Below are 20,494 nucleotides of genomic sequence, written 5' to 3'. Positions count from 1 at the left end.
TCCAATCAGCACTCAATTAAAAATCGATTTAACTTTATTCCACATAGTACGTGCATTTTCTTCTGGTGCCTCATGTGACTGAGCCAGCTCACGCAGTTTATGCATTTTGTTCATTGCCAGCTGATACTGTTCTGACACATCCTCAGCATTGGATGCATTGAACTCAAGATCATTTACCAAGCCATCTCTTAAGCCATAGATCCAACCATGTACGGTTATCTCCTGATCATTGGCCCAAGCTTGCTGTAAAATTGTAGTTTCGCAGAGATTCATCGATTGCTCAATTACATTAAGCTCACACAAACGATCCAACTGCTGGTGCGAGTCCTCCCATGTAGACAGGAAGTCTTTATGTTTGTCATAAACACGACGAATATTTCGCAACCAATTATCGATCAGCCCATGCGGTTCATCTTCGATAGAAGCCGCTACACCACCACAACCATAGTGGCCAACCACCATGATATGCTTAACTTTAAGCACCTCTACCGCGTATTGAACGACTGACAGACAATTCATATCTGTATGCACAACAACGTTTGCAACGTTACGGTGAACAAATAACTCACCCGGCATCATGCCAACAATTTCGTTCGCAGGCACACGACTGTCAGAACAGCCAATCCACAGATACTCAGGTGATTGCTGTTGCGCTAGTGTTTCAAAAAACTGCGGGTCTTCCTGATTTATCTTTTCCGCCCATTCGCGGTTGCTTTCTAAAAGATGAGTAAGCTTGTTCATTAATCACACTTATAAACAAAGAGGGGCTTAAGCCCCTCTGAAATCTAAATCAAATTAAGACTGGTGATACTTCGCACTGAGTTCATGCACCGCATCAACAAACGCTTTAGGTTGTGCTGGATCTACAAACTGGTGAATACCATGGCCCAGGTTAAATACGTGACCAGAACCATTGCCATACTGGCCTAAGATGAACTCAACTTCTTGTTCAATACGGTTTGCTGGAGCATAAAGAACACTTGGATCCATGTTGCCCTGAAGGGCAACTTTATCACCTACACGCGCACGCGCATTACCAATATCTGTTGTCCAATCCAAACCTAGCGCATCAGAGCCTGCTTCAGCCATTGCTTCTAGCCACTGACCGCCATTCTTAGTAAACATGATCACTGGCACTTTACGACCATCGTGTTCACGAATTAGGCCATCCACAATCTGTTTCATATATTTAAGCGAGAACTCTTGGTAGCAAGGACCACTTAGTGCACCGCCCCAAGTATCGAAGATTTGTACAGCTTGAGCACCAGAACGAATCTGCTCGTTCAAGTACGTCGTTACAGACTGTGCAAGTTTATCTAGCAACGCATGCATAATCTCAGGCGTCGCATACATCATCTGCTTAACATGACGAAAGTCTTTACTTGAACCACCTTCAACCATGTAAGTTGCAAGCGTCCATGGACTACCAGAGAAGCCAATTAAAGGTACGCGACCGTTTAACTCACGACGGATCTCTTTAACCGCATTCATTACATAATCAAGATCTGTTGCAGCATCTGGTACAGGAAGGTCAGCTACGTCTTTTTCTGTACGGATGATCTTTTTAAAACGTGGACCTTCACCAACTTCAAAGTAAAGCCCAAGACCCATTGCATCCGGAATTGTCAGGATATCGGAAAATAGGATTGCAGCATCGAGGTCATAACGCTCTAAAGGCTGAATGGTAACTTCACAAGCCAACTCTTTATTTTTGCAAAGGCTTAGAAAATCACCTGCTTTCGCACGAGTCTCACGGTACTCTGGAAGGTAACGACCCGCCTGACGCATCATCCAAACTGGAGTTGCATCTACAGGTTCACGAAGTAATGCACGTAGGAAACGATCGTTTTTCAATTCAGCCATTTGTGTCAGCCACTTATTTCTTGTAAATTCGAATTGGTCGCTATTTTAACGATTTTTAAGAGGAATTACCTGTGATTCCATCCCTCTTTAACTAACTTTGTGATCTAAGTTTGAAAAAATACTGTCTGTTACTGTTTTTAGTTATTTTGAGTGGTTGCCAATCCCAACCGACTAAGCCAATAAATCTCGCTCCGGCCAAGTTAGCAGTATTTCAAAAAGAGCAAGTTTGGTTAGATACTAACGCTACCAGCACACACAATGAGCAAACGTTTAATAACAAACTAAAAACAAGATTGGCCTTATATGGCGCTGAAGACATCCGAACATTAGGCTCATCACAATCACCTAAGACGGGGCTGGTTATTCAAAGCCGAATAATTCCGTTAAATGGACAGCAAAGATATCAGATGAGGATCAGCAGGAATCAACGAGAACTGATCTCAGCAGATTACCCTGTCATATTAGCTAACAGCGACCAGTTAGCTATCAACGACTTCTTAAGCAGTATTCACTATAAGATTATCAATGCTGATCAGTATTTTTAGGCAAAAAAAATCCGGCCTTCTTAGAAGTTCCGGATTTTTCACAAGGATTAGTTAGAAATTAAACTTCTAGGTAATCCAGCATACCTTCAGCAGCTTTACGACCTTCAGCAATCGCAGTCACCACTAGATCAGAACCACGTACCATATCACCGCCAGCGAATACTTTTTCGTTAGTAGTCTGGAACGGGAATGCATTCTGCTCTGGCGCTTTAACACGACCATCTTCATGCAGATCAATACCAAAGTCAGCGAACCATGGCGCTGGGCTAGGACGGAAACCAAATGCCACAAGAATAGCATCCGCTTCTAGAACCTCTTCAGAACCAGGAACGACTTCAGCACGACGACGACCATTTTCGTCTGGCTCGCCCATCTGCGTGCTAACAACCTTGATACCAGTTACTTTGCCATTTTCGCCTACAACTTCAACAGGCTGACGGTTGAACTGGAACTGTACGCCTTCTTCACGCGCATTTTCCACTTCTTTCTTAGAACCAGGCATGTTCGCTTCATCACGACGGTAAGCACAGATAACAGACTCAGCGCCCTGACGGATAGATGTACGGTTACAGTCCATCGCAGTATCACCACCGCCAAGCACAACAACTTTCTTACCCTTCAGGTCAATGAAGCCTTTTTCATCTTGCTCGAAGCCAAGGCAGTTATTCACATTAGAGATCAAGAACGGAAGTGCATCATATACACCATCTAGATCTTCACCTGGGAAGCCACCTTTCATGTATGTGTATGTACCCATACCTAGGAATACTGCATCGTATTGATCGATCAGATCCTGCATCTGAACATCTTTACCTACTTCAGTATTCAGACGGAACTCTACGCCCATCTCGGTAAAGATTTCACGACGGCGGGACATTACGTCTTTTTCCAGCTTAAATTCTGGAATACCGAACGTTAGAAGGCCGCCTATCTCTGGGTTACGATCAAATACAACAGGTTTAACGCCATTACGCACAAGAACGTCTGCAGCTGCAATACCTGCTGGGCCCGCACCAATCACTGCAACTTTCTTATCAGTCTTTGGCGCCTGAGACATATCAGGCTTCCAACCCATCGCGAATGCCGTATCTGTAATGTACTTTTCTACAGAACCGATTGTTACCGCACCAAAGCCATCATTCAGTGTACACGCACCTTCACATAGACGGTCTTGTGGGCAAACACGACCACAAACTTCCGGCAGAGAGTTAGTCTGGTGACTTAGCTCAACCGCTTCAATAATGTTCCCTTCAGAAATCAGCTTAAGCCAATTAGGGATATGGTTGTGTACAGGACACTTCCATGAACAATATGGGTTACCACACTCTAAACAACGGTGTGATTGTTCAGATGCTTCTTCTTTCGCAAACGGCTCGTAGATCTCACCAAAGCCTTCTTTACGTACATCTGCATCAATTTTCTGTGGACCTTTACGACCCACATCGAGGAACTGAAAATCGTTGTTCAAACGGTCAGCCATAATCCTCACCTCTTAAAAGCAGCCCTTAACAGCAGGGCTGCGGATTATTCTTCATCTACTTTTTAAATTTGCTTCTTATTCCGGACGTGTACGGATATTAGATAGCAAATCATTCAGGCTTGCAGCTTTTGGTTTAACCAACCAGAAGCGACCGATGTAATCATCAAGGTTATCGATGATCTCTTGGCCCCATGCACTGCCTGTCTCTTTAGTGAACTCAATGATCACAGAGCGCAGATGATTTTTGTAAGCTTCCATATTTTCAGTGTGGATACGCTGAATCTCTACTAGCTCGTGGTTATATTTATCCACGAAGCTATTATCCATATCCAGAACGTAAGCAAAGCCACCTGTCATACCAGCACCGAAGTTGTAGCCCGTAGAGCCCAACACAGTAACTAGACCACCTGTCATGTATTCACAACAGTGATCGCCAGCGCCTTCAACAACAGCATGTACACCAGAGTTACGTACACCGAAACGCTCGCCTGCTTGACCCGCCGCAAATAGCTTACCGCCAGTTGCACCGTACAAGCAGGTATTACCCATGATGGCAGTTTCATTTGACTTGAATGTTACTTCATCAAATGGGCGGATAACGATCTTACCGCCAGCCATACCTTTACCAACGTAGTCGTTAGCATCACCTTCTAGGTATAGGTTCTGACCACCAGCGTTCCAAACACCGAATGACTGGCCTGCATGACCTTTAAACTTGAAGGTTACAGGCTGATCGCTCATGCCTAGGTTGCCGTGTTGCTTAGCAATAGCACCAGAAGTACGAGCACCTACAGAACGGTCACAGTTAGTGATAACCAGTTCGTATTCACCGCCAGTCTTATCAGCAATTGCTTTCTCAGCAAGCTCTAGCATCTGAGTGTTCAGTTCAGCTAGGTCGTAAGGCTCGTTACGCTCTACCTGACAAGTGTTAGGGAACTCTTCACCAGCAGATGTCAGAATTGGAGATAGATCCAAGTTCTTCTGACGAGGTGTTTCACCGTCTAGGATCTCTAGAAGATCTACGCGACCTACTAGTTCTTCCATAGAACGAACACCTAGCTGTGCCATTAACTGGCGAGTTTCTTCAGCAACGAAACGGAAGAAGTTCTTAACCATCTCTACCGTACCGCGGAAGTGATCTTCACGCAGTTTATCGTTCTGAGTAGCAACACCGGTCGCACAGTTATTCAAGTGACAGATTCGTAGGTACTTACAACCCAATGCAACCATTGGCATTGTACCGAAACCAAAGCTTTCAGCACCTAGGATCGCGCCTTTAACAACGTCCAAACCAGTCTTCAAACCACCGTCCGTTTGTAGACGTACAGAACCACGTAGTTGGTTACCACGTAGAGACTGGTGCGCATCGGCAAGACCAAGTTCCCACGGAGAACCTGCATAATGGATCGATGTCATTGGTGATGCAGCTGTACCACCATCGTAACCAGAGATAGTGATCAAATCTGCGTATGCTTTTGCAACACCACATGCGATCGTACCTACACCTGGACGAGATACCAGCTTCACAGAAACTAGTGCTTCTGGGTTAACCTGCTTAAGGTCAAAGATTAGCTGCGCCAAGTCTTCGATAGAATAGATATCGTGGTGTGGCGGAGGCGAAATTAGCGTCACGCCTGGTACAGAGTAACGTAGACGTGCGATCAGGCTATTAACCTTACCACCAGGTAGCTGACCACCTTCACCCGGCTTAGCGCCTTGGGCTACTTTGATCTGCATAACTTCAGCATTAGATAGGTATTCCGGTGTTACACCGAAACGACCCGAAGCAACCTGCTTGATCTTAGAACGCTTCATCGTGCCGTGACGAGCAGCATCTTCACCACCCTCACCGGAGTTAGAACGACCACCAAGTTCGTTCATCGCAACAGCAAGTGCTTCGTGAGCTTCTGGAGACAATGCACCTAAGGACATTGCAGCAGAATCAAAACGCGGGAAGATATTGTCAGCAGACTCTACCTCATCAATTGAGATAGATTTAACATCTTTACGCAAGCCCAGCATATCACGCAGAGTTGCGTAACCGCGGTTATTAACCAGCTCAGCATAGCGTTGGTAAGCTTCAGGATTGCCTGTTTCTACCGCTTCGTGGATTGTCTTAACTACGTCTGGGTTATAAGCGTGGTATTCACCACCGTGCTTATACTTCAGCAAACCACCCGCTTGAATTGGCTTACGCGCTGTCCAAGCTTCTTTCGCTAGTAGGCCCTGTTCAAATTGGAAGTCCTCAAAACGAGCACCTTCAATACGGCTAGTAACACCTTTGAAGCAAAGATCAACGATTTCAGAGCTTAGGCCAATCGCTTCAAACAACTGTGCACCACGGTAAGAAGCAATTGTAGAGATACCCATCTTAGATAGGATCTTCATCAAGCCTTTGTTGATACCCTTACGGTAGTTCTCATGAGACTGAAGCGGCTCAATTTGAATTTCGCCTGCAGCACAAAGATCGTTAAGAACACGGTAAGCAAGGTATGGGTAAACAGCTGTCGCACCAAAACCAAATAGTACCGCGAAGTGATGAGGGTCACGAACCGTTCCACTTTCTACAACGATATTGGCATCACAACGTAAGCCTTTATCAACTAGACGGTGGTGTACTGCACCTGTCGCTAAAGCAGCGTGAACAGGTAGGCAACCACGAGCGATATTGGCATCACTTAGCACTAGAATGACTTTGCCATCACGCGCAGATTGTTCAGCTTGATCAGCAATAGACTTGATCGCATCCTCAAGAGAGATCTCTTCAGGGTTATAGTTCAGATCAATTTGTGCAACTTCAAAGCCTGGCTCTTGGTTATCACGCAGACGATTAAACTTGCTTGCGGATAATACAGGCGTAGTCAGAATTACACGGCGAGCATGTTCTGGTGTCTCTTCGAACACGTTCTGTTCAGCACCGATGCACGTTTCCAACGACATAACGATCGCTTCACGCAGAGGATCGATTGGCGGGTTAGTAACCTGAGCGAATTGCTGACGGAAATAGTCATATAAAGAACGTACACGGTCTGATAGGACAGCCATTGGCTTGTCATCACCCATAGAACCGATCGCCTCCATACCACTCTCACCAAGTGGACGAAGGATCTGGTCACGTTCTTCAAAAGTAACCTGGAACATTTTCATATGAGTTTTGATCTCGTCCGCTGACATAGCAGGGAAAGATTTAGACTCTTCTTCCAAGTCCATAGTCTGCTCTAGACGAAGAGCATTCTCTTTCAGCCACTTTTTGTATGGCTGAGCGGCTTTAAGACGGTTATCTACATCTTGAGTATGTAGAACATCACCTGTCTGCGTATCGATAGCCAAGATCTGACCTGGTCCTACACGACCCTGAGCGACAATATCTTCAGGCTGATAGCTAAATACGCCGATTTCAGATGCTGTACAGATATAACCTTGTTTAGTCATTACCCAACGAGATGGACGCAGACCGTTACGGTCAAGCATACATACAGCAAAACGACCATCGGTCATTACCATACCTGCAGGACCATCCCATGGTTCCATGTGCATAGAGTTGAAGTCATAGAATGCACGTAGATCTGCATCCATAGTTTCAACATTCTGCCATGCTGGCGGTACGATCATACGTACTGCACGGTAGATATCCATGCCACCAACCAATAGGAACTCAAGCATGTTATCCATACTTGAAGAGTCTGAACCTGTTGTATTAACAATCGGTTGCAGTTCATCTAGGTTAGGTAGTAGATCTGTAGCAAATTTGCTTGCACGTGCTTTAGCCCAGTTACGGTTACCGTCAACAGTATTGATCTCACCGTTATGTGCCAAGAAGCGGAAAGGCTGAGCTAAAGGCCAGCGCGGTGCAGTGTTAGTAGAGAAACGCTGATGATAAGTACATACAGCTGTTTCTAGACGCGGATCTGCCAAATCTTTAAAGAACACAGGTAGATCAACAGGCATAGTTAAACCCTTATAGGAGATAACTTTGTCTGAGAAACTACAAATGTAGAAATCTTCATCAGCTGACATTGCAATCTCAGCTTTACGGCGCGCTGTAAACAAGCTAATTGCTAGTTCACGTTCAGTTTTGCTTGCCGCAGTAATAAAGACCTGTTCGATGAGTGGCAGGGTATCTTTTGCGATAGGCCCTAAACAAGATTCATCGGTTGGAACTACACGCCATCCAGCAACTTCAAGACCTTGATCAGTAATCGCTGTATTTACTGCACTACGTGCTGCTTCTGCTTTCGCAGCATCACGTGGCAAAAATACCATACCAACCGCATAAAATTCGCCTAGATCGGTGTTAAATTCTTCCTGCGCAACGGTACGCAAAAAACCATCTGGTTTTTGCATCAACAGGCCACAACCGTCACCTGTTTTACCATCTGCCGCAATGCCACCACGGTGTGTCATGCACGCTAGTGCTTCGATCGCTTTTTCTAGCAGATCGTGACTCGCTTGGCCTTGCATGTGTGCCATAAGGCCAAAGCCGCAGTTATCTTTGAATTCACCGGGGCGATAAAGACCTTTGCTCATAAGCCATTCCCACTTAAAAATACTTAAAAATCAATATCTTAATAATTCTTTCTGCTGCAATATATGCGCCACTCAGCAAAAAGGGACAGCTATTCTACACGCGAAGTGGGTTTGGGACAAATTTCAAACAGTTGCCTGAGGATATATGGAAGGTAATAGCCCATCAATACGACACGCTATCTATTTGTTTTTAAACTATTTTTTACTTTTAATATCTATTTTTACGCCTTGAATACTTCTTGCCCAAGGTTTCACGTTTTGTAGCTCTTTTGGCAATTTTCTGATGGCTGCATTCGCAATATCTCTATTAGCAAACTTACCATGCACAACTACATGCCACGGCTGCCCTTTATATATTGTCGAGAAGTGGTAAAAGTCACTTGGTTTCTGCTGAGATTTGATAAAACCAAGAGCACTTTCTTCTGACCTAGCACCTAACATCTGCAAGGTATAACCTTTATCAGGCCAACCCATCAATGCTTGCTCACTTTGACTCAATCCCTTCGATGCTATTGTTTCTTCCTTGGGTTTCCTCTCTTGAGATTTAACCTTTGGAATCGCAGGCGAAACAGAAGGTTGCGTTTCGCCACTTGCCTTAACAACTTCTCTAAGGTCTTTTTCCAACTGAGCCGTATTTACTTTGGATACTTCTGGAGCACTAACGGCAGGCACTGAAACAACCTCTGTTTGAGTAGATTTTTCAACCTCAACAGTTTGGCTAGGCTTCGCATCAGGAACACTTGGTGGGTCGATTACTACAGGTGTAGGTTGAGCTACACTGTTTAGTTTATCTTCCTGCTCTTTTAAGCGAGCCGAGAGCTCTTCTCTTACGGAAGGATTTTTTTCTAAAGGCATGTCAGGCCGCACAGCCAGCTCTGCCTGACTACTCTCAATTTCAATCGCTTCAGCTTGCTCTGCAGCGACTGGAACAACTAATGGCATGGTCACCCGTTCTTCGACTGCTACTTGCTGATCAATATCAGGCTCTTCTGGCATAAATTTCCACAATGAAACACCGACTATCCCTACTAAGACAACACCGATGCCCATCATATGAATGGGTGGCAGAGGGAATGCAGTTTTTTTCCGCGGTGGAACTGTAATTTTTCCACCAGCAAGCAGCGTTTCAATTCTCCCTGGCATACCACCAGAGAGAGAGATCAAATCAGCTTTTTTCTTTTCAGGAAGTGATGTCAGTGCAGGATGGCAAATTTGCAGATATTCAGTAGCTTCCTCATTCGACATGCCTTCAATAACCACATGATGAACACGCCCTTCCATCGCCTTAACAAGATCTGTAGCTAAAACAGCCTCTGCATAAGATGGTTCAGACATCAAAATTAACTGCGCACCTGCTGCATGCAGATTCATCAGCAATTCAAATGCCTCATTAGATAGATATTCCGCATCATCAATCAGAATCAAACATTTCTGACCAGCAGAACTCAGTGCTTTTAGTTGTAGATGGAAAACTTTTAGTTGATCAGCAAACCCTGTGCCTGTTGAATCATGACTTGGTAGTTGACCAATAAGGGATTCAAGAAGCTTTTGCTGCGATAATTCGGCTTCTGGTTTTATAAAACAGCTACAAAGAGTTGTATCACCTTTTTCTGGATGGAGCTGATCCAAGAGAGTACTTTTTCCTGCACCTCTATCTCCAGACACTAATAGCAAAAAATCAGAAAACCTGACCAAGTGCTTCAATTTGTCTAGCAGCTGAAGGCGGCTCGGCGGTTCAAAGTAAATATTTGACTTCATCAGAAAGGATCAACTCTTAACGCATTAACTAACAGCAGCTACCTAACTTTTTACCCGCAGACAGGGTTTGGTCTAATAACTCCGCTGGAAAATCTGAAGTGACAATTGCTTTACCAACTTCTTGAAGTAGCACAAGACGAATACTGCCATCGATAACCTTTTTATCCACAAGCATCAGATCTTTAAAAGTATCAATGCCCATGGACTCAGGCGGATGCACAGGAAGGTTGGCAGCCTCAAGTATATTCCTGATTCGATCGACTTCAGAAGATGAGATCCAACCTAGGCGACAAGAAAGATCTGCCGCCATCATTGTTCCAGCACCAACAGCTTCACCATGAAGCCATTCACCATAGCCTTGGTTAGCCTCAATCGCATGACCAAATGTGTGCCCTAAATTCAACCACGCGCGAATACCAGCCTCTTTCTCATCTTGCGCAACAACTTCAGCTTTAACAGCACAAGAACGATAAATTGCCTGTTCAAGAAGATCTGACTGCAACCCCATCAAACCATCAATATGATCTTCTAAATAACACAGAAAAGCTTCATCGTAGATCAAGCCATACTTAATCACTTCTGCCATGCCAGCAGATAGCTCTTTTTCAGGCAAGGTATTTAAAACATCAGTGTCAATAACAACACATTGAGGCTGATGAAACGCTCCAATCATGTTCTTACCTTGAGGGTGGTTAACGCCTGTTTTCCCTCCCACTGAAGAATCAACCTGAGAAAGCAACGTTGTCGGAACCTGCACAAAGTTTACACCGCGCTGGTAACACGCAGCAGCAAATCCGGTCATATCCCCAACAACACCACCACCGAGCGCGATAAGTGTTGTTGTTCTGTTATGGCGATTTTCTAATAAAGCATCAAAGATCGTGTTGATCTGATCCATATTCTTATACTGTTCGCCATCTGGCAGAATCACAGTATCTAATTGAAACTGCCCTTCCAATGTCTTTTTCAGACGCTCAAGATATAAAGGCGCAATCGTTTCATTTGTTACTATCAGGACTTGTTTGCCCTTTATATACGGAGCCATAAGCCCCTGATCCAGTAAACCTTGCCCAATAAAAATAGGGTAACTACGATCACCCAGATCAACTTTTAATGTTTGCATAGAGAATTGTTTACTCCGCATCAAGCGGTGACTTTGCCTTTAATTGCTTAATAATGTCGCTAGCGACAGTTTTGGGATGGCGTTTATCAGTCCTGACAATGATATCAGCACAATCAAGATATAATGGATGACGTTCAGCCATAAGCGACTCTAACACAGCCCTAGGGTCTTCGGTTTGAAGTAAAGGTCTATTTTTGTCGCGAGAGGTCCTATCTAATTGTTGATCCACTGATGTTTCTAAATAAACCACTGTTCCATTCGACTGTAATGCCGCCCGATTAGAAGCTCTTAAAACAGCCCCACCTCCGGTAGATAGGACAATGGAGCGGTCTTCTGCCAATTCCTTTATGACACTTTCTTCCCTATCTCTGAAACCCATCTCACCTTCTACATCGAAGATCCAAGGTATATCAGCACCAGCACGATTTTCTATTTCACGATCAGAATCAACAAATTCTAATTTTAACTCTTGAGATAACAAACGGCCTATGGTGCTTTTTCCAGCTCCCATAGGCCCAACGAGAAAGATGTTCAATTCACACAACCATTCTTTCAATTACTGTGAAGTTAATGAATTTCTAACTAACTTTGGTGTGATAAAAATCAGCAACTCAGTTTTTTCAGAAGTATTTTCTTTATTTCGGAACAAAGCCCCCATTATAGGAAGATCTCCTAATAAAGGAATTTTACCTGTAGTCTCGCTGTTTTCATTCCTAAAGACCCCACCAAGCACAATGGTTTGTCCATCAGGAACCACTACCGAAGTTTTGAGTTCGTTATTATCAATACTCAGCTCACCATTTGGTAATACTGACCCAATTGAATCTTGCTTAATTTCCAAATCCATGGCAATTCTATCACCTGGGTTTATACGTGGTGTAACATCTAATTTCAAAACTACATCTTTGAATTCAATACTAACTTCACCATCTTCTACTGTTTGGTACGGAATTTCAGAACCAGACTCAATTGATGCTTGTGTACCATTTGTTGTCATAACTTTAGGTTGAGAAATCACTTCCGCCTTGCCATCAGTTTCTAACGCACTTAACTCTAGTGCCAACAAGGAACTTGAGCCTGGTTTAAACCCAATAGCAATAGAACCAGCATTTGCCGCTGTTGCACCTAGGTCAACCTGCAACCCTGCTGCAGTAGGAGGCGAACCAAAATCAATAGATTCATATGTGTCATTAACAATCCACCCTTCTCCATTGCTATTCACATCGTTATAACCGAAGCCCCAACGAACGCCTAAATCTTTAGTCACACTAGATCGAGCATTCACTAAACGGGCTTCGACTAAAACTTGCTCCACTTCAACGTCAAAACGCCTTAACGTGCCCCGTATAGCCTCGATATCCTTCTCAGTTCCTTTAACCATTAAGATATTAGTTTCATCATCTGACATAACAAAACCGCGTTCTGAAATTAACTTTGCTTTTTCAATAGCATCAAGCATATCTGAAGCTTTACGGTACTCAACCTGAATATATTCAGTTCTCAAAGGCGCCAGCTGTTCTACTTTTTGAGAACTTTCTAATTCTTCCTGCTCCCGCTTTGCGATTTCTGTTGCTGGAGCTATCAGCAATACATTACCTACGGTTCTTTGATCTAAGCCTTTAGTTTTCAAAATTATATCTAGAGCCTGATCCCAAGGTACGTTTTTCAATCGCAGAGTAATGTTGCCGCCAACAGTGTCGCTAACAACTAAGTTCAATTCAGCTACTTCAGCAATAATTTGCAATACAGAACGAAGTTCTACATTTTGAAAATTTAAATCTATTGCATCGCCACTAAACGGGAATAAATCCTTATCCCTCTCTTGCTTTTCAGCTGCACTTAGAGGTTTGAAATCAAGTACCAACTTATTGTCAGTCTGATAAGCTAAATATTCATATGGCTCAGCGCTAGGCTTAACAAGAATGCTTGTATTGCCGCCATTAGCCATAGCATCAATAAACATTACAGGAGTAGCAAAATCCTGTACATCTACCCGCTGTTCTAGAGCACGCGAGAGATCGGCCCCGACCAAATTTACAACAACATTGTTACCTTCTTCTTGGATATCAACACCAGCCTTATCGTCTGATAAAGTAATACTAACTCGACCAATACCCCCTTCTTCCCTTTCAAAGTCCATTCCAACAACACTTGTGCGATCAGACACCAAACCAGAAGAACTTTCGGAACCAACTTGAGATTGAGTAATAATACTTTTAGAGACAGCAGGTGCCATATTCGACACATCTCCCCCAGACTGAACTATTACAAATAGGCTGTTACCTTCTGTAAGAGTTTTATATGAAGAAGGTTCAAAAAGGCTGGTGACAACACGCAGCCTACCATCAGTTTGTGCAAAACTGACTCCATCTACTTGCCCCGTTTTGACATCTAAGGAGCGTGTATCTAAACCATTTTTTACGCCCCATAAATCCATTACGAGTCTAGACGGCTGATTTATCATGTAAGCTTGGGGCGATGGAGGCGTAGAATCAAAGTCAAATTTCAGTTCAACTTTCCCGCCAGGCAAAGCCACAAAATTCGCCTGTTTCAGTTGAATTTCAGCTGCCGCCCACTGCGACAAGAACACACTGATCAAAGCCACAGACAATAGGTACATTTTTTTATACAAATTGATTGTAGGTACAGTGTTCATGGGGACCCGAATTTTCACAATATTATCCCTTATTCCGGCTCATTCAAGGCAAGGCTACGGGTGCGTTTCATCCAACCACCGCGACCATTTTTGATTATTTCAATTATATTTATTTGCAACTCATCTAAAGAGATTATTTCACCATGATCTAACCCCATATAATCACCCACTGTGACTCTATGTATTTCGGAATTATTATCCTTAACTAAAGCCCAAAGGCGATCATCGTCTCTTTGATTGATTGTTCCAACCATATTGAGATCATCAATTGCAAACGATTCCAGATAACTCTTTTCTCTCTCTGAATCAGGCTTAAGCTCTCCAAATAAGCCATCCTCAGGCAAATTTTCCTTTTCAGGAGCGAGTTCGATTGCTCTGAAAGGCTCCCTTAATGAAGCGCCTTCATAAACAAAACTATTATATGGTTGAAACTCTGGCAAAGGTTCAATTTCCCCGCCTTTAATTTGATTTGTTTTAGCCACATATTTTTGTAAATCAGTTGTATCATCAACCCAATCTACACATCCCGCCAAAAGAAAGGTGACCAAAGAGCAGAAAATAAACTTTATATTTTTAATCATTTTTTCCTCCCCTTTTTAGTTTTCTTTTTCTTGGATGCAGGTTCGTTGTCATCATACCTATAGGTTTTAGCTTCAATATCCATTGAAACACCCGCATTCAGTGGCTTAATTGAATAATCGTGCATAGTAACAATTCTAGATAAACCAGCAACACCACTTACAAATTGACCTAACTGGTGATAAGACCCAGACACATTAATTTTTATTGGCAACTCTCTATAGAAATCAGCTCTTTTCTCAGAAGCCAATACAATTGATCCTATATTTAGCCCCGCCGCAGTACCTAAATTTGTAATATCATCCAACAAACCAGGCACCTCTTTTTTTGTAGGCAACTGCTTTAACAATTCCTTAAAGCGCCCTTCAACATCTTTCATCTGTAGTCGAAGAGCTTCTAAGTTAGCAACTTGTAGAGCCTTGCTTTTATATTGTGTTTTTAGGCCTTCTTCTTTTGCAATAACTCTCTCTAGGCCTTTTTGCTTCTCTGCAATATAAAAATGAGTACCTGCCACTAAAATAATTACGATAACCAAGAGATATGAAATACATTTAACACCAATCGGCCAATTACCAGCACTAGAAAAATCTATATTCCCTGGATCAAAACCTTTGAATGCGTTCTTTAGCAACTCCATTATTTAACTCCCTTTCTTCTCTTTTGGGGTTACTACTGGTAAAGATAAAGAAAATGAATTCAATCCCTCTTTGGACAACTTAACCTTACTGAGGGTTGGTTCACCAAACCATATAGATGAATTAATATTTCGCATAAGATTTGAAACATCCAATTTATCTTCAGCGACTCCATTAATGCCGATACTATTTGCTTTACGACTCACTCGAGAATAATAAATACCATCCGGCAAAACTTTCACCAGTTCATCAAAATTCCTCACGATTATTGGCCTAGATGCCTGCAGCTGCTGTATTGCATCCAATCGCGCTAGTAACCGCTGTTTCTTTTCCTTTAATTCTTTAATTTCTTTGAGCTTCTTATCTAGTTTTGCAGATTCGGCTTTAAGATAATCATTTCTGTCAACCTGCCGGTCATGCATTACATCAAAATAATACCCTATCCCTAGAACCACAGCCCCGGCAAACAAGGCGGCTCCACCCAAATTTATTAAGAAATGCTTCTGGCGTTCTTTGGACTTTTCTTCACGCCAAGGCCTTAAATTGATTGTAGCCATAATCTACACCTTGTCCTCAAATCCACGCATTGCCAACCCACATGCTTTTATCAAAGAAGGTGCATCACGCTCTAACCTTGAACGATTTACACGTGAACTAATTGACATATTTAAGAATGGGTTAGCCATATCGGCGTTTATACCCAGCTCTTCAGTTAGCTGATCAACAAGCCCCTTGATAGTTGCAGTCCCTCCAGACAAAAACAATGCGGAAAGTTCACTATGGGCACCTGATGAATAAAAGAATTGAAGAGATCGAGACACTTGTTGCGCCACAGTACCCCTAAATGGCAAGACCACCATGTCATGAATTTCAGAAGATAATTCATTAAGCCTTAACGACTGTTCTACTTCTTCGACACTCATTCCATACTGCTGATGAATAGTATTTGTTAAATCATTACCCCCAAAAGCCTGCTCACGGCTATAAACAATTTCAGTACCTTTAAATACATTTAGAGTAAGCGTAGCAGCTCCAATATCAACAACACCAATCAAATTAGATTCATCTCTCTGCTCAGGAGAAATTAATGGAAAAGCCCTCTCGACAGCAAAGGTATCTACATCAACAATTGAACATTGCAGTCCTGAATTACTAATTGCATCTTCACGCTGTTCGACATCTGTCTTTCTACAAGCCACGAGTAATACTTGTTGTAAGCTATCATTATTTTTGACTGGACCTAACACCTCAAAATCCAGCGCAACTTCATCTAATGGGTATGGAATAAACTGATCGGCCTCGACCTTGATTTGCTCTTCAAGCTCAAATTCTGTGAAGGCATTACTCATTTCAATACGTTTCGTAATAACGGCAGACGCAGGCACAGCAGCAATAGCAGACGACAATTTCCCTCCTGCCACTTTTACTGCTTTTTCTATTGTTTCAGCCACCTGACCAATATCTTGAATATTGCCATCAATAACAGCTGTCGGAGGTAACGAAACCACAGCATAAGATTCTAGAGTATAACCACCGCCATTTTTAGAAAGAGCCACTAACTTTACGGATGAAGATCCGACATCCAGCCCAACCAAACAACTTGACTTGTTTCCCAAAAAGCCCAACACAAATATATTCCCTAACTAGTCCTGCGTTAATGTGTATTAAGTACCCTTGGCTTACCCTAAGAGATATTAAAAACTAATTAATATTTAATATCTGCTAGAGGATCAATACCACCTATCTATATAATAGACCCAAATAAACTTTTCAATGTATCAGAGTAGCATGTCAGCTATGGTTTCGCTTTTCAAACTTTTGTTTAAAATCGGTATTTTTTGCTTGTTCTTAGGCGCACTTACGCTTGCAGGCGTCTATTACCACTTCGCTCCAAAACTACCAAATACCGATTCTCTTAAAGAAGTTCAGTTTCAAACTCCTCTAAGAATTTACTCTCAGGATGAAAAACTCATCGCAGAATTCGGTGAAAAGCGTCGCACACCGATCAACTTTGAAGAGATCCCTCCTCAGTTTATTCATGCTCTTACCGCTGCTGAAGACAGTCGTTTCTTTGACCACTTCGGCATTGATATTAAAGGCCTATCTCGAGCTGCATTCCAATTAGCATCAACCGGCCATATCCAAAGCGGTGGCTCAACTATCACCATGCAGGTCGCAAAAAATTTCTTTCTGACCCGCGAAAAAACATTCACCCGTAAGTTCATGGAGATTCTACTTGCACTTAGAATCGAGCAAGAGCTAAGCAAAGAAGAAATCTTCGAACTTTACATAAACAAAATTTACCTAGGCCATCGTTCATACGGCATACAAGCAGCCGCCAATGTCTATTACGGCACAAATATCGAAAACTTAAGTCTTGCTCAGCATGCAATGATTGCCGGTCTGCCTAAAGCCCCTTCTGCTTTTAACCCGATCACCAACCCTAGTAGGGCGATAGAGCGACGAAATTGGATTCTTAAACGTATGCACTCGCTCAGTTTCATTAATGATCAACAATTAGAAGAAGCTATTGCCGCTCCCGTTACAGCTAAATATCACACAAGCGATATTGAACTGCGCGCATATTATGTAGCTGAGATGGTTCGAAAAGAACTGTACGAACAATACGGTGAAAATTTGTACACCGATGGATATAAAGTCTACACGACTCTGGATAGTAAACTTCAATCATCAGCAAACATCGCTGTATCAAACGGCTTAGTAGCTTACTCTGAGCGCCATGGCTACCTAGGAGCTGAGGACCAGTGGGATATTGCCAACACCTCTTCTGATGATCTACAGAAGAAATTAAACAAAGTGATTTCTTATTTCACCCTTCAACCAGCAGTTGTTCTATCAGTCGATGATAAATCTGCAGAATTACTCTTGAAAGAAGGAAAAAAAGCGACGCTAGAATGGGAAGGTATAGCTTGGGCTAAACCATACAAATCGGTCAACTACACAGGCAAAGCCCCGAAGAAGGCTAGTGACGTTTTAAAAATAGGGGACTTAATTCGAATTAGAGAGAAGGAAGGAAAATTCCATCTTACACAAACGCCTAAAGTTCAAGGTTCCCTTGTTGCCCTGAACCCTAAAGATGGTGCTATTGTATCTCTCGTAGGCGGATTTAATTTCACTCACAATAAATTTAATCGCAGCACTCAAGCCGTTCGTCAGCCGGGTTCAAACTTCAAACCTTTTATTTATGCTGCCGCATTGGATAAAGGCTATTCTCCCGCCTCTTTAATTAACGACGCTCCAATTGTTATCCACGACCAACAATTGGAAGGCAATTGGCGCCCGGAAAACTCCAGCAAAAAATTCTACGGTCCTACACGCCTACGTGAAGCACTCTATAAATCCAGAAACCTTGTATCAATTAGACTTCTGCGAGCAATAGGTATAGACGCAGCTCAAACCTACCTAGATCTAGCAGGTTTCGACCGCACTAAACTACCCAACAATTTGTCTTTATCTTTGGGTACAGCAGACGTAACACCGCTTCAACTAGCTACAGGTTATGCGGCTTTTGCAAATGGCGGTTTTAAAGTAGAACCTTATTTTATTCAGCGCATTGAAACTCAGTTTGGGGAAAATCTGTTCACAGCCCAACCTGCTATAGCATGCAACACCGATTGCGAGCAAAATCAAGAACAAAAGCTTGCCCCACGAATATATAATGAGCAAGTGTCATTCCTAACCTATAACATCATGCAGGATACGATTCGCCGAGGCACTGCTCGCAAAGCTCTAATACTCAAACGTAAAGATATAGCGGGCAAAACCGGAACTACCAATGATCAGAAAGATGCGTGGTTCTCTGGCTTTAACCAAGACTTCGTTGCGACCGCCTGGGTTGGTTTCGATCAACCTAAAACCTTAGGCCGACGCGAGTTTGGCGGCACAGCTGCCTTACCGATCTGGATCGATTTCATGCGAGATGCACTTGAGGACAAACCTGAAAATGCACCCAAAGCTCCTCAAGGCATTGTTAGCGTAAAAATTGATCCTCGCAGTGGACAATTGGCTTACCCTGGGCAGGCGGACGCCATCTACGAATATTTCCGTAAGAAAAATATTCCAACCGGCTATGCCACACCTAGCAATTCTGTATCCACCAATACTGCGGAAGAGCTATTCTAAGGCTTGTCTACAGCTATAAAAAAACCGCCCAAGGGCGGTTTTTTTATAGCTTAAACAGAAATATATTTATGCAATTTTTGGATCTAGCTCACCGCTTTCGTACTTCTCAGCCATGCTCTCCAGAGAGATAGCAGTGATTTTGGACGCATTACCTGCTGTACCGAAAGCTTCGTAGCGGTTAACACAAATATCGGTCATCGCTTCCATAGACTTCTTCAGGTATTTACGTGGATCAAATTCTGCTGGGTTTTCCGCCAGGAAGCGACGGATCGCACCCGTAGATGCTAGACGAAGGTCAGTATCGATGTTTACCTTACGCACACCGTACTTGATACCTTCAACGATCTGCTCAACCGGCACACCGTAAGTTTCTGGAATCTCACCACCAAATTCGTTGATTACAGCCAGCCACTCTTGAGGTACAGAAGAAGAACCGTGCATTACCAGGTGCGTGCCTGGAATACGCTCGTTGATCGCCTTAATACGGTCGATCGCCAAGATGTCACCTGTCGGTGGACGGGTAAACTTGTAAGCACCGTGAGAAGTACCACAAGCAATCGCCAACGCGTCTACACCAGTCTTCTTAACGAAGTCTGCTGCTTCATCTGGATCTGTCAGCATCTGGTCATGAGACAGTGTACCTTCAGCACCGATACCATCTTCTTCACCCGCCTGACCTGTCTCAAGAGAACCTAGACAGCCCAGCTCACCCTCTACAGAAACACCACATGCATGTGCCATCTCGACCGTACGGCGAGTAACATCAACGTTGTATTCATAGCTTGATGGTGTCTTACCATCAGACATCAGGGAACCGTCCATCATGACAGAGGAGAAGCCCATCGCGATAGTACGCTGACAAACCGCAGGAGACGTACCGTGGTCCTGGTGCATACATACCGGGATATGCGGGAATTCAGCAATCGCCGCTTCGATCATGTGACGCAGGAAGTTAGAACCCGCGTATTTACGTGCACCGGCAGATGCCTGAACAATCACTGGAGAGTTAGTTTTGTCTGCCGCTTCCATAATAGCGCGCATTTGTTCCAGGTTGTTCACGTTGAATGCTGGAATACCGTAGTCGTTTTCAGCAGCATGATCCAGCAGCTGACGCATGGAGATCAGAGCCATTTTGTCACCTTTAAATATTTGTTAACTTCGTCGAAAGACGGGGATAGGCAGAGT

Annotated in this window: 15 protein-coding genes; 2 read left to right on the top strand and 13 right to left on the bottom strand. The window is 43.3% G+C overall.

Features of this window, described 5'->3' with window-relative positions; all coding sequences use genetic code 11:
* Positions 1 to 12: 12 nt before the first annotated feature.
* Both can and hemE read right to left on the bottom strand, forming a co-directional pair.
* Entirely contained in the window at positions 13 to 741 is a 729-nt protein-coding gene (gene can / locus ACMXYW_RS01540; protein WP_415893202.1) for a carbonate dehydratase, read from the bottom strand.
* 54 nt (positions 742 to 795) lie between these two features.
* Positions 796 to 1,863, bottom strand: coding sequence for a uroporphyrinogen decarboxylase (hemE, locus tag ACMXYW_RS01535; protein ID WP_415904980.1), 1,068 nt, complete (start codon positions 1,861 to 1,863; stop codon positions 796 to 798).
* Between the two features lie 407 nt (positions 1,864 to 2,270).
* Between hemE and ACMXYW_RS01530 the strand changes: the two genes are divergently transcribed.
* Positions 2,271 to 2,408 (top strand): hypothetical protein, encoded by a 138-nt coding sequence (locus tag ACMXYW_RS01530; RefSeq protein ID WP_415904979.1) that lies wholly within the window; start codon positions 2,271 to 2,273, stop codon positions 2,406 to 2,408.
* A 58-nt stretch (positions 2,409 to 2,466) separates the two neighbouring features.
* On the opposite strand, the gene ACMXYW_RS01525 is transcribed toward ACMXYW_RS01530, so the two are convergent.
* The 10 genes from ACMXYW_RS01525 to pilM form a co-directional block, all read right to left on the bottom strand.
* Positions 2,467 to 3,888: an FAD-dependent oxidoreductase gene (locus ACMXYW_RS01525; protein WP_415904978.1), complete on the bottom strand. Its 1,422-nt coding sequence runs from the start codon at positions 3,886 to 3,888 to the stop codon at positions 2,467 to 2,469.
* A 75-nt stretch (positions 3,889 to 3,963) separates the two neighbouring features.
* Positions 3,964 to 8,415, bottom strand: a complete 4,452-nt coding sequence (gltB, locus tag ACMXYW_RS01520) for a glutamate synthase large subunit (protein ID WP_415904977.1) — start codon at positions 8,413 to 8,415, stop codon at positions 3,964 to 3,966.
* 195 nt (positions 8,416 to 8,610) lie between these two features.
* Complete coding sequence (locus tag ACMXYW_RS01515; protein WP_415904976.1) at positions 8,611 to 10,173, bottom strand: SPOR domain-containing protein; 1,563 nt, start codon at positions 10,171 to 10,173, stop codon at positions 8,611 to 8,613.
* 28 nt (positions 10,174 to 10,201) lie between these two features.
* A complete protein-coding gene (aroB, locus tag ACMXYW_RS01510; protein ID WP_415904975.1) occupies positions 10,202 to 11,296 on the bottom strand; it encodes a 3-dehydroquinate synthase in 1,095 nt (364 codons plus the stop codon).
* 10 nt (positions 11,297 to 11,306) lie between these two features.
* Positions 11,307 to 11,807 carry a shikimate kinase AroK gene (gene aroK, locus ACMXYW_RS01505; RefSeq protein WP_415905865.1) on the bottom strand — a complete coding sequence of 167 codons (501 nt, stop codon included), beginning with the start codon at positions 11,805 to 11,807 and terminating at the stop codon, positions 11,307 to 11,309.
* 45 nt (positions 11,808 to 11,852) lie between these two features.
* Complete coding sequence (gene pilQ, locus ACMXYW_RS01500; RefSeq protein ID WP_415904974.1) at positions 11,853 to 13,952, bottom strand: type IV pilus secretin PilQ; 2,100 nt, start codon at positions 13,950 to 13,952, stop codon at positions 11,853 to 11,855.
* A gap of 29 nt (positions 13,953 to 13,981) precedes the next feature.
* On the bottom strand, positions 13,982 to 14,533 hold the full coding sequence (locus ACMXYW_RS01495) for a pilus assembly protein PilP (RefSeq protein WP_415904973.1): 552 nt from the start codon (positions 14,531 to 14,533) through the stop codon (positions 13,982 to 13,984).
* Positions 14,530 to 15,168 carry a type 4a pilus biogenesis protein PilO gene (locus ACMXYW_RS01490; protein WP_415904972.1) on the bottom strand — a complete coding sequence of 213 codons (639 nt, stop codon included), beginning with the start codon at positions 15,166 to 15,168 and terminating at the stop codon, positions 14,530 to 14,532. The genes ACMXYW_RS01495 and ACMXYW_RS01490 overlap by 4 nt, the downstream gene beginning before the upstream one ends.
* Before the next feature lie 3 nt (positions 15,169 to 15,171).
* Positions 15,172 to 15,723, bottom strand: coding sequence for a PilN domain-containing protein (locus ACMXYW_RS01485; RefSeq protein WP_415904971.1), 552 nt, complete (start codon positions 15,721 to 15,723; stop codon positions 15,172 to 15,174).
* Between the two features lie 3 nt (positions 15,724 to 15,726).
* Positions 15,727 to 16,794: a type IV pilus assembly protein PilM gene (gene pilM / locus ACMXYW_RS01480; protein WP_415904970.1), complete on the bottom strand. Its 1,068-nt coding sequence runs from the start codon at positions 16,792 to 16,794 to the stop codon at positions 15,727 to 15,729.
* Positions 16,795 to 16,954: 160 nt separating this feature from the next.
* Between pilM and ACMXYW_RS01475 the strand changes: the two genes are divergently transcribed.
* Positions 16,955 to 19,309, top strand: coding sequence for a penicillin-binding protein 1A (locus ACMXYW_RS01475; RefSeq protein ID WP_415904969.1), 2,355 nt, complete (start codon positions 16,955 to 16,957; stop codon positions 19,307 to 19,309).
* A 66-nt stretch (positions 19,310 to 19,375) separates the two neighbouring features.
* Here the strand turns inward: ACMXYW_RS01475 and fba are convergent, their stop codons facing one another.
* Complete coding sequence (gene fba, locus ACMXYW_RS01470) at positions 19,376 to 20,440, bottom strand: class II fructose-bisphosphate aldolase (protein ID WP_415904968.1); 1,065 nt, start codon at positions 20,438 to 20,440, stop codon at positions 19,376 to 19,378.
* Between the last annotated feature and the right edge of the window lie 54 nt (positions 20,441 to 20,494).

The organism is Neptuniibacter sp. QD48_55, from assembly GCF_047778115.1.
In the GTDB taxonomy this organism is placed as follows: domain Bacteria; phylum Pseudomonadota; class Gammaproteobacteria; order Pseudomonadales; family Balneatricaceae; genus Neptuniibacter.
Note: the sequence above shows the minus strand (reverse complement) of the source record. Positions and strands in the feature narration are given on the sequence as shown.

Coding starts and splice junctions, on each gene's coding strand:
- aroK (WP_415905865.1), bottom strand. CDS start 11,807: ATGGGAGCTGGAAAAAGCACCATAGGCCGTTTGTTATCTCAAGAGTTA.
- ACMXYW_RS01525 (WP_415904978.1), bottom strand. CDS start 3,888: ATGGCTGACCGTTTGAACAACGATTTTCAGTTCCTCGATGTGGGTCGT.
- ACMXYW_RS01490 (WP_415904972.1), bottom strand. CDS start 15,168: ATGGAGTTGCTAAAGAACGCATTCAAAGGTTTTGATCCAGGGAATATA.
- ACMXYW_RS01530 (WP_415904979.1), top strand. CDS start 2,271: ATGAGGATCAGCAGGAATCAACGAGAACTGATCTCAGCAGATTACCCT.
- ACMXYW_RS01515 (WP_415904976.1), bottom strand. CDS start 10,173: ATGAAGTCAAATATTTACTTTGAACCGCCGAGCCGCCTTCAGCTGCTA.
- gltB (WP_415904977.1), bottom strand. CDS start 8,415: ATGAGCAAAGGTCTTTATCGCCCCGGTGAATTCAAAGATAACTGCGGC.
- ACMXYW_RS01495 (WP_415904973.1), bottom strand. CDS start 14,533: ATGATTAAAAATATAAAGTTTATTTTCTGCTCTTTGGTCACCTTTCTT.
- pilQ (WP_415904974.1), bottom strand. CDS start 13,952: ATGAACACTGTACCTACAATCAATTTGTATAAAAAAATGTACCTATTG.
- hemE (WP_415904980.1), bottom strand. CDS start 1,863: ATGGCTGAATTGAAAAACGATCGTTTCCTACGTGCATTACTTCGTGAA.
- ACMXYW_RS01485 (WP_415904971.1), bottom strand. CDS start 15,723: ATGGCTACAATCAATTTAAGGCCTTGGCGTGAAGAAAAGTCCAAAGAA.
- ACMXYW_RS01475 (WP_415904969.1), top strand. CDS start 16,955: ATGTCAGCTATGGTTTCGCTTTTCAAACTTTTGTTTAAAATCGGTATT.
- can (WP_415893202.1), bottom strand. CDS start 741: ATGAACAAGCTTACTCATCTTTTAGAAAGCAACCGCGAATGGGCGGAA.
- aroB (WP_415904975.1), bottom strand. CDS start 11,296: ATGCAAACATTAAAAGTTGATCTGGGTGATCGTAGTTACCCTATTTTT.
- fba (WP_415904968.1), bottom strand. CDS start 20,440: ATGGCTCTGATCTCCATGCGTCAGCTGCTGGATCATGCTGCTGAAAAC.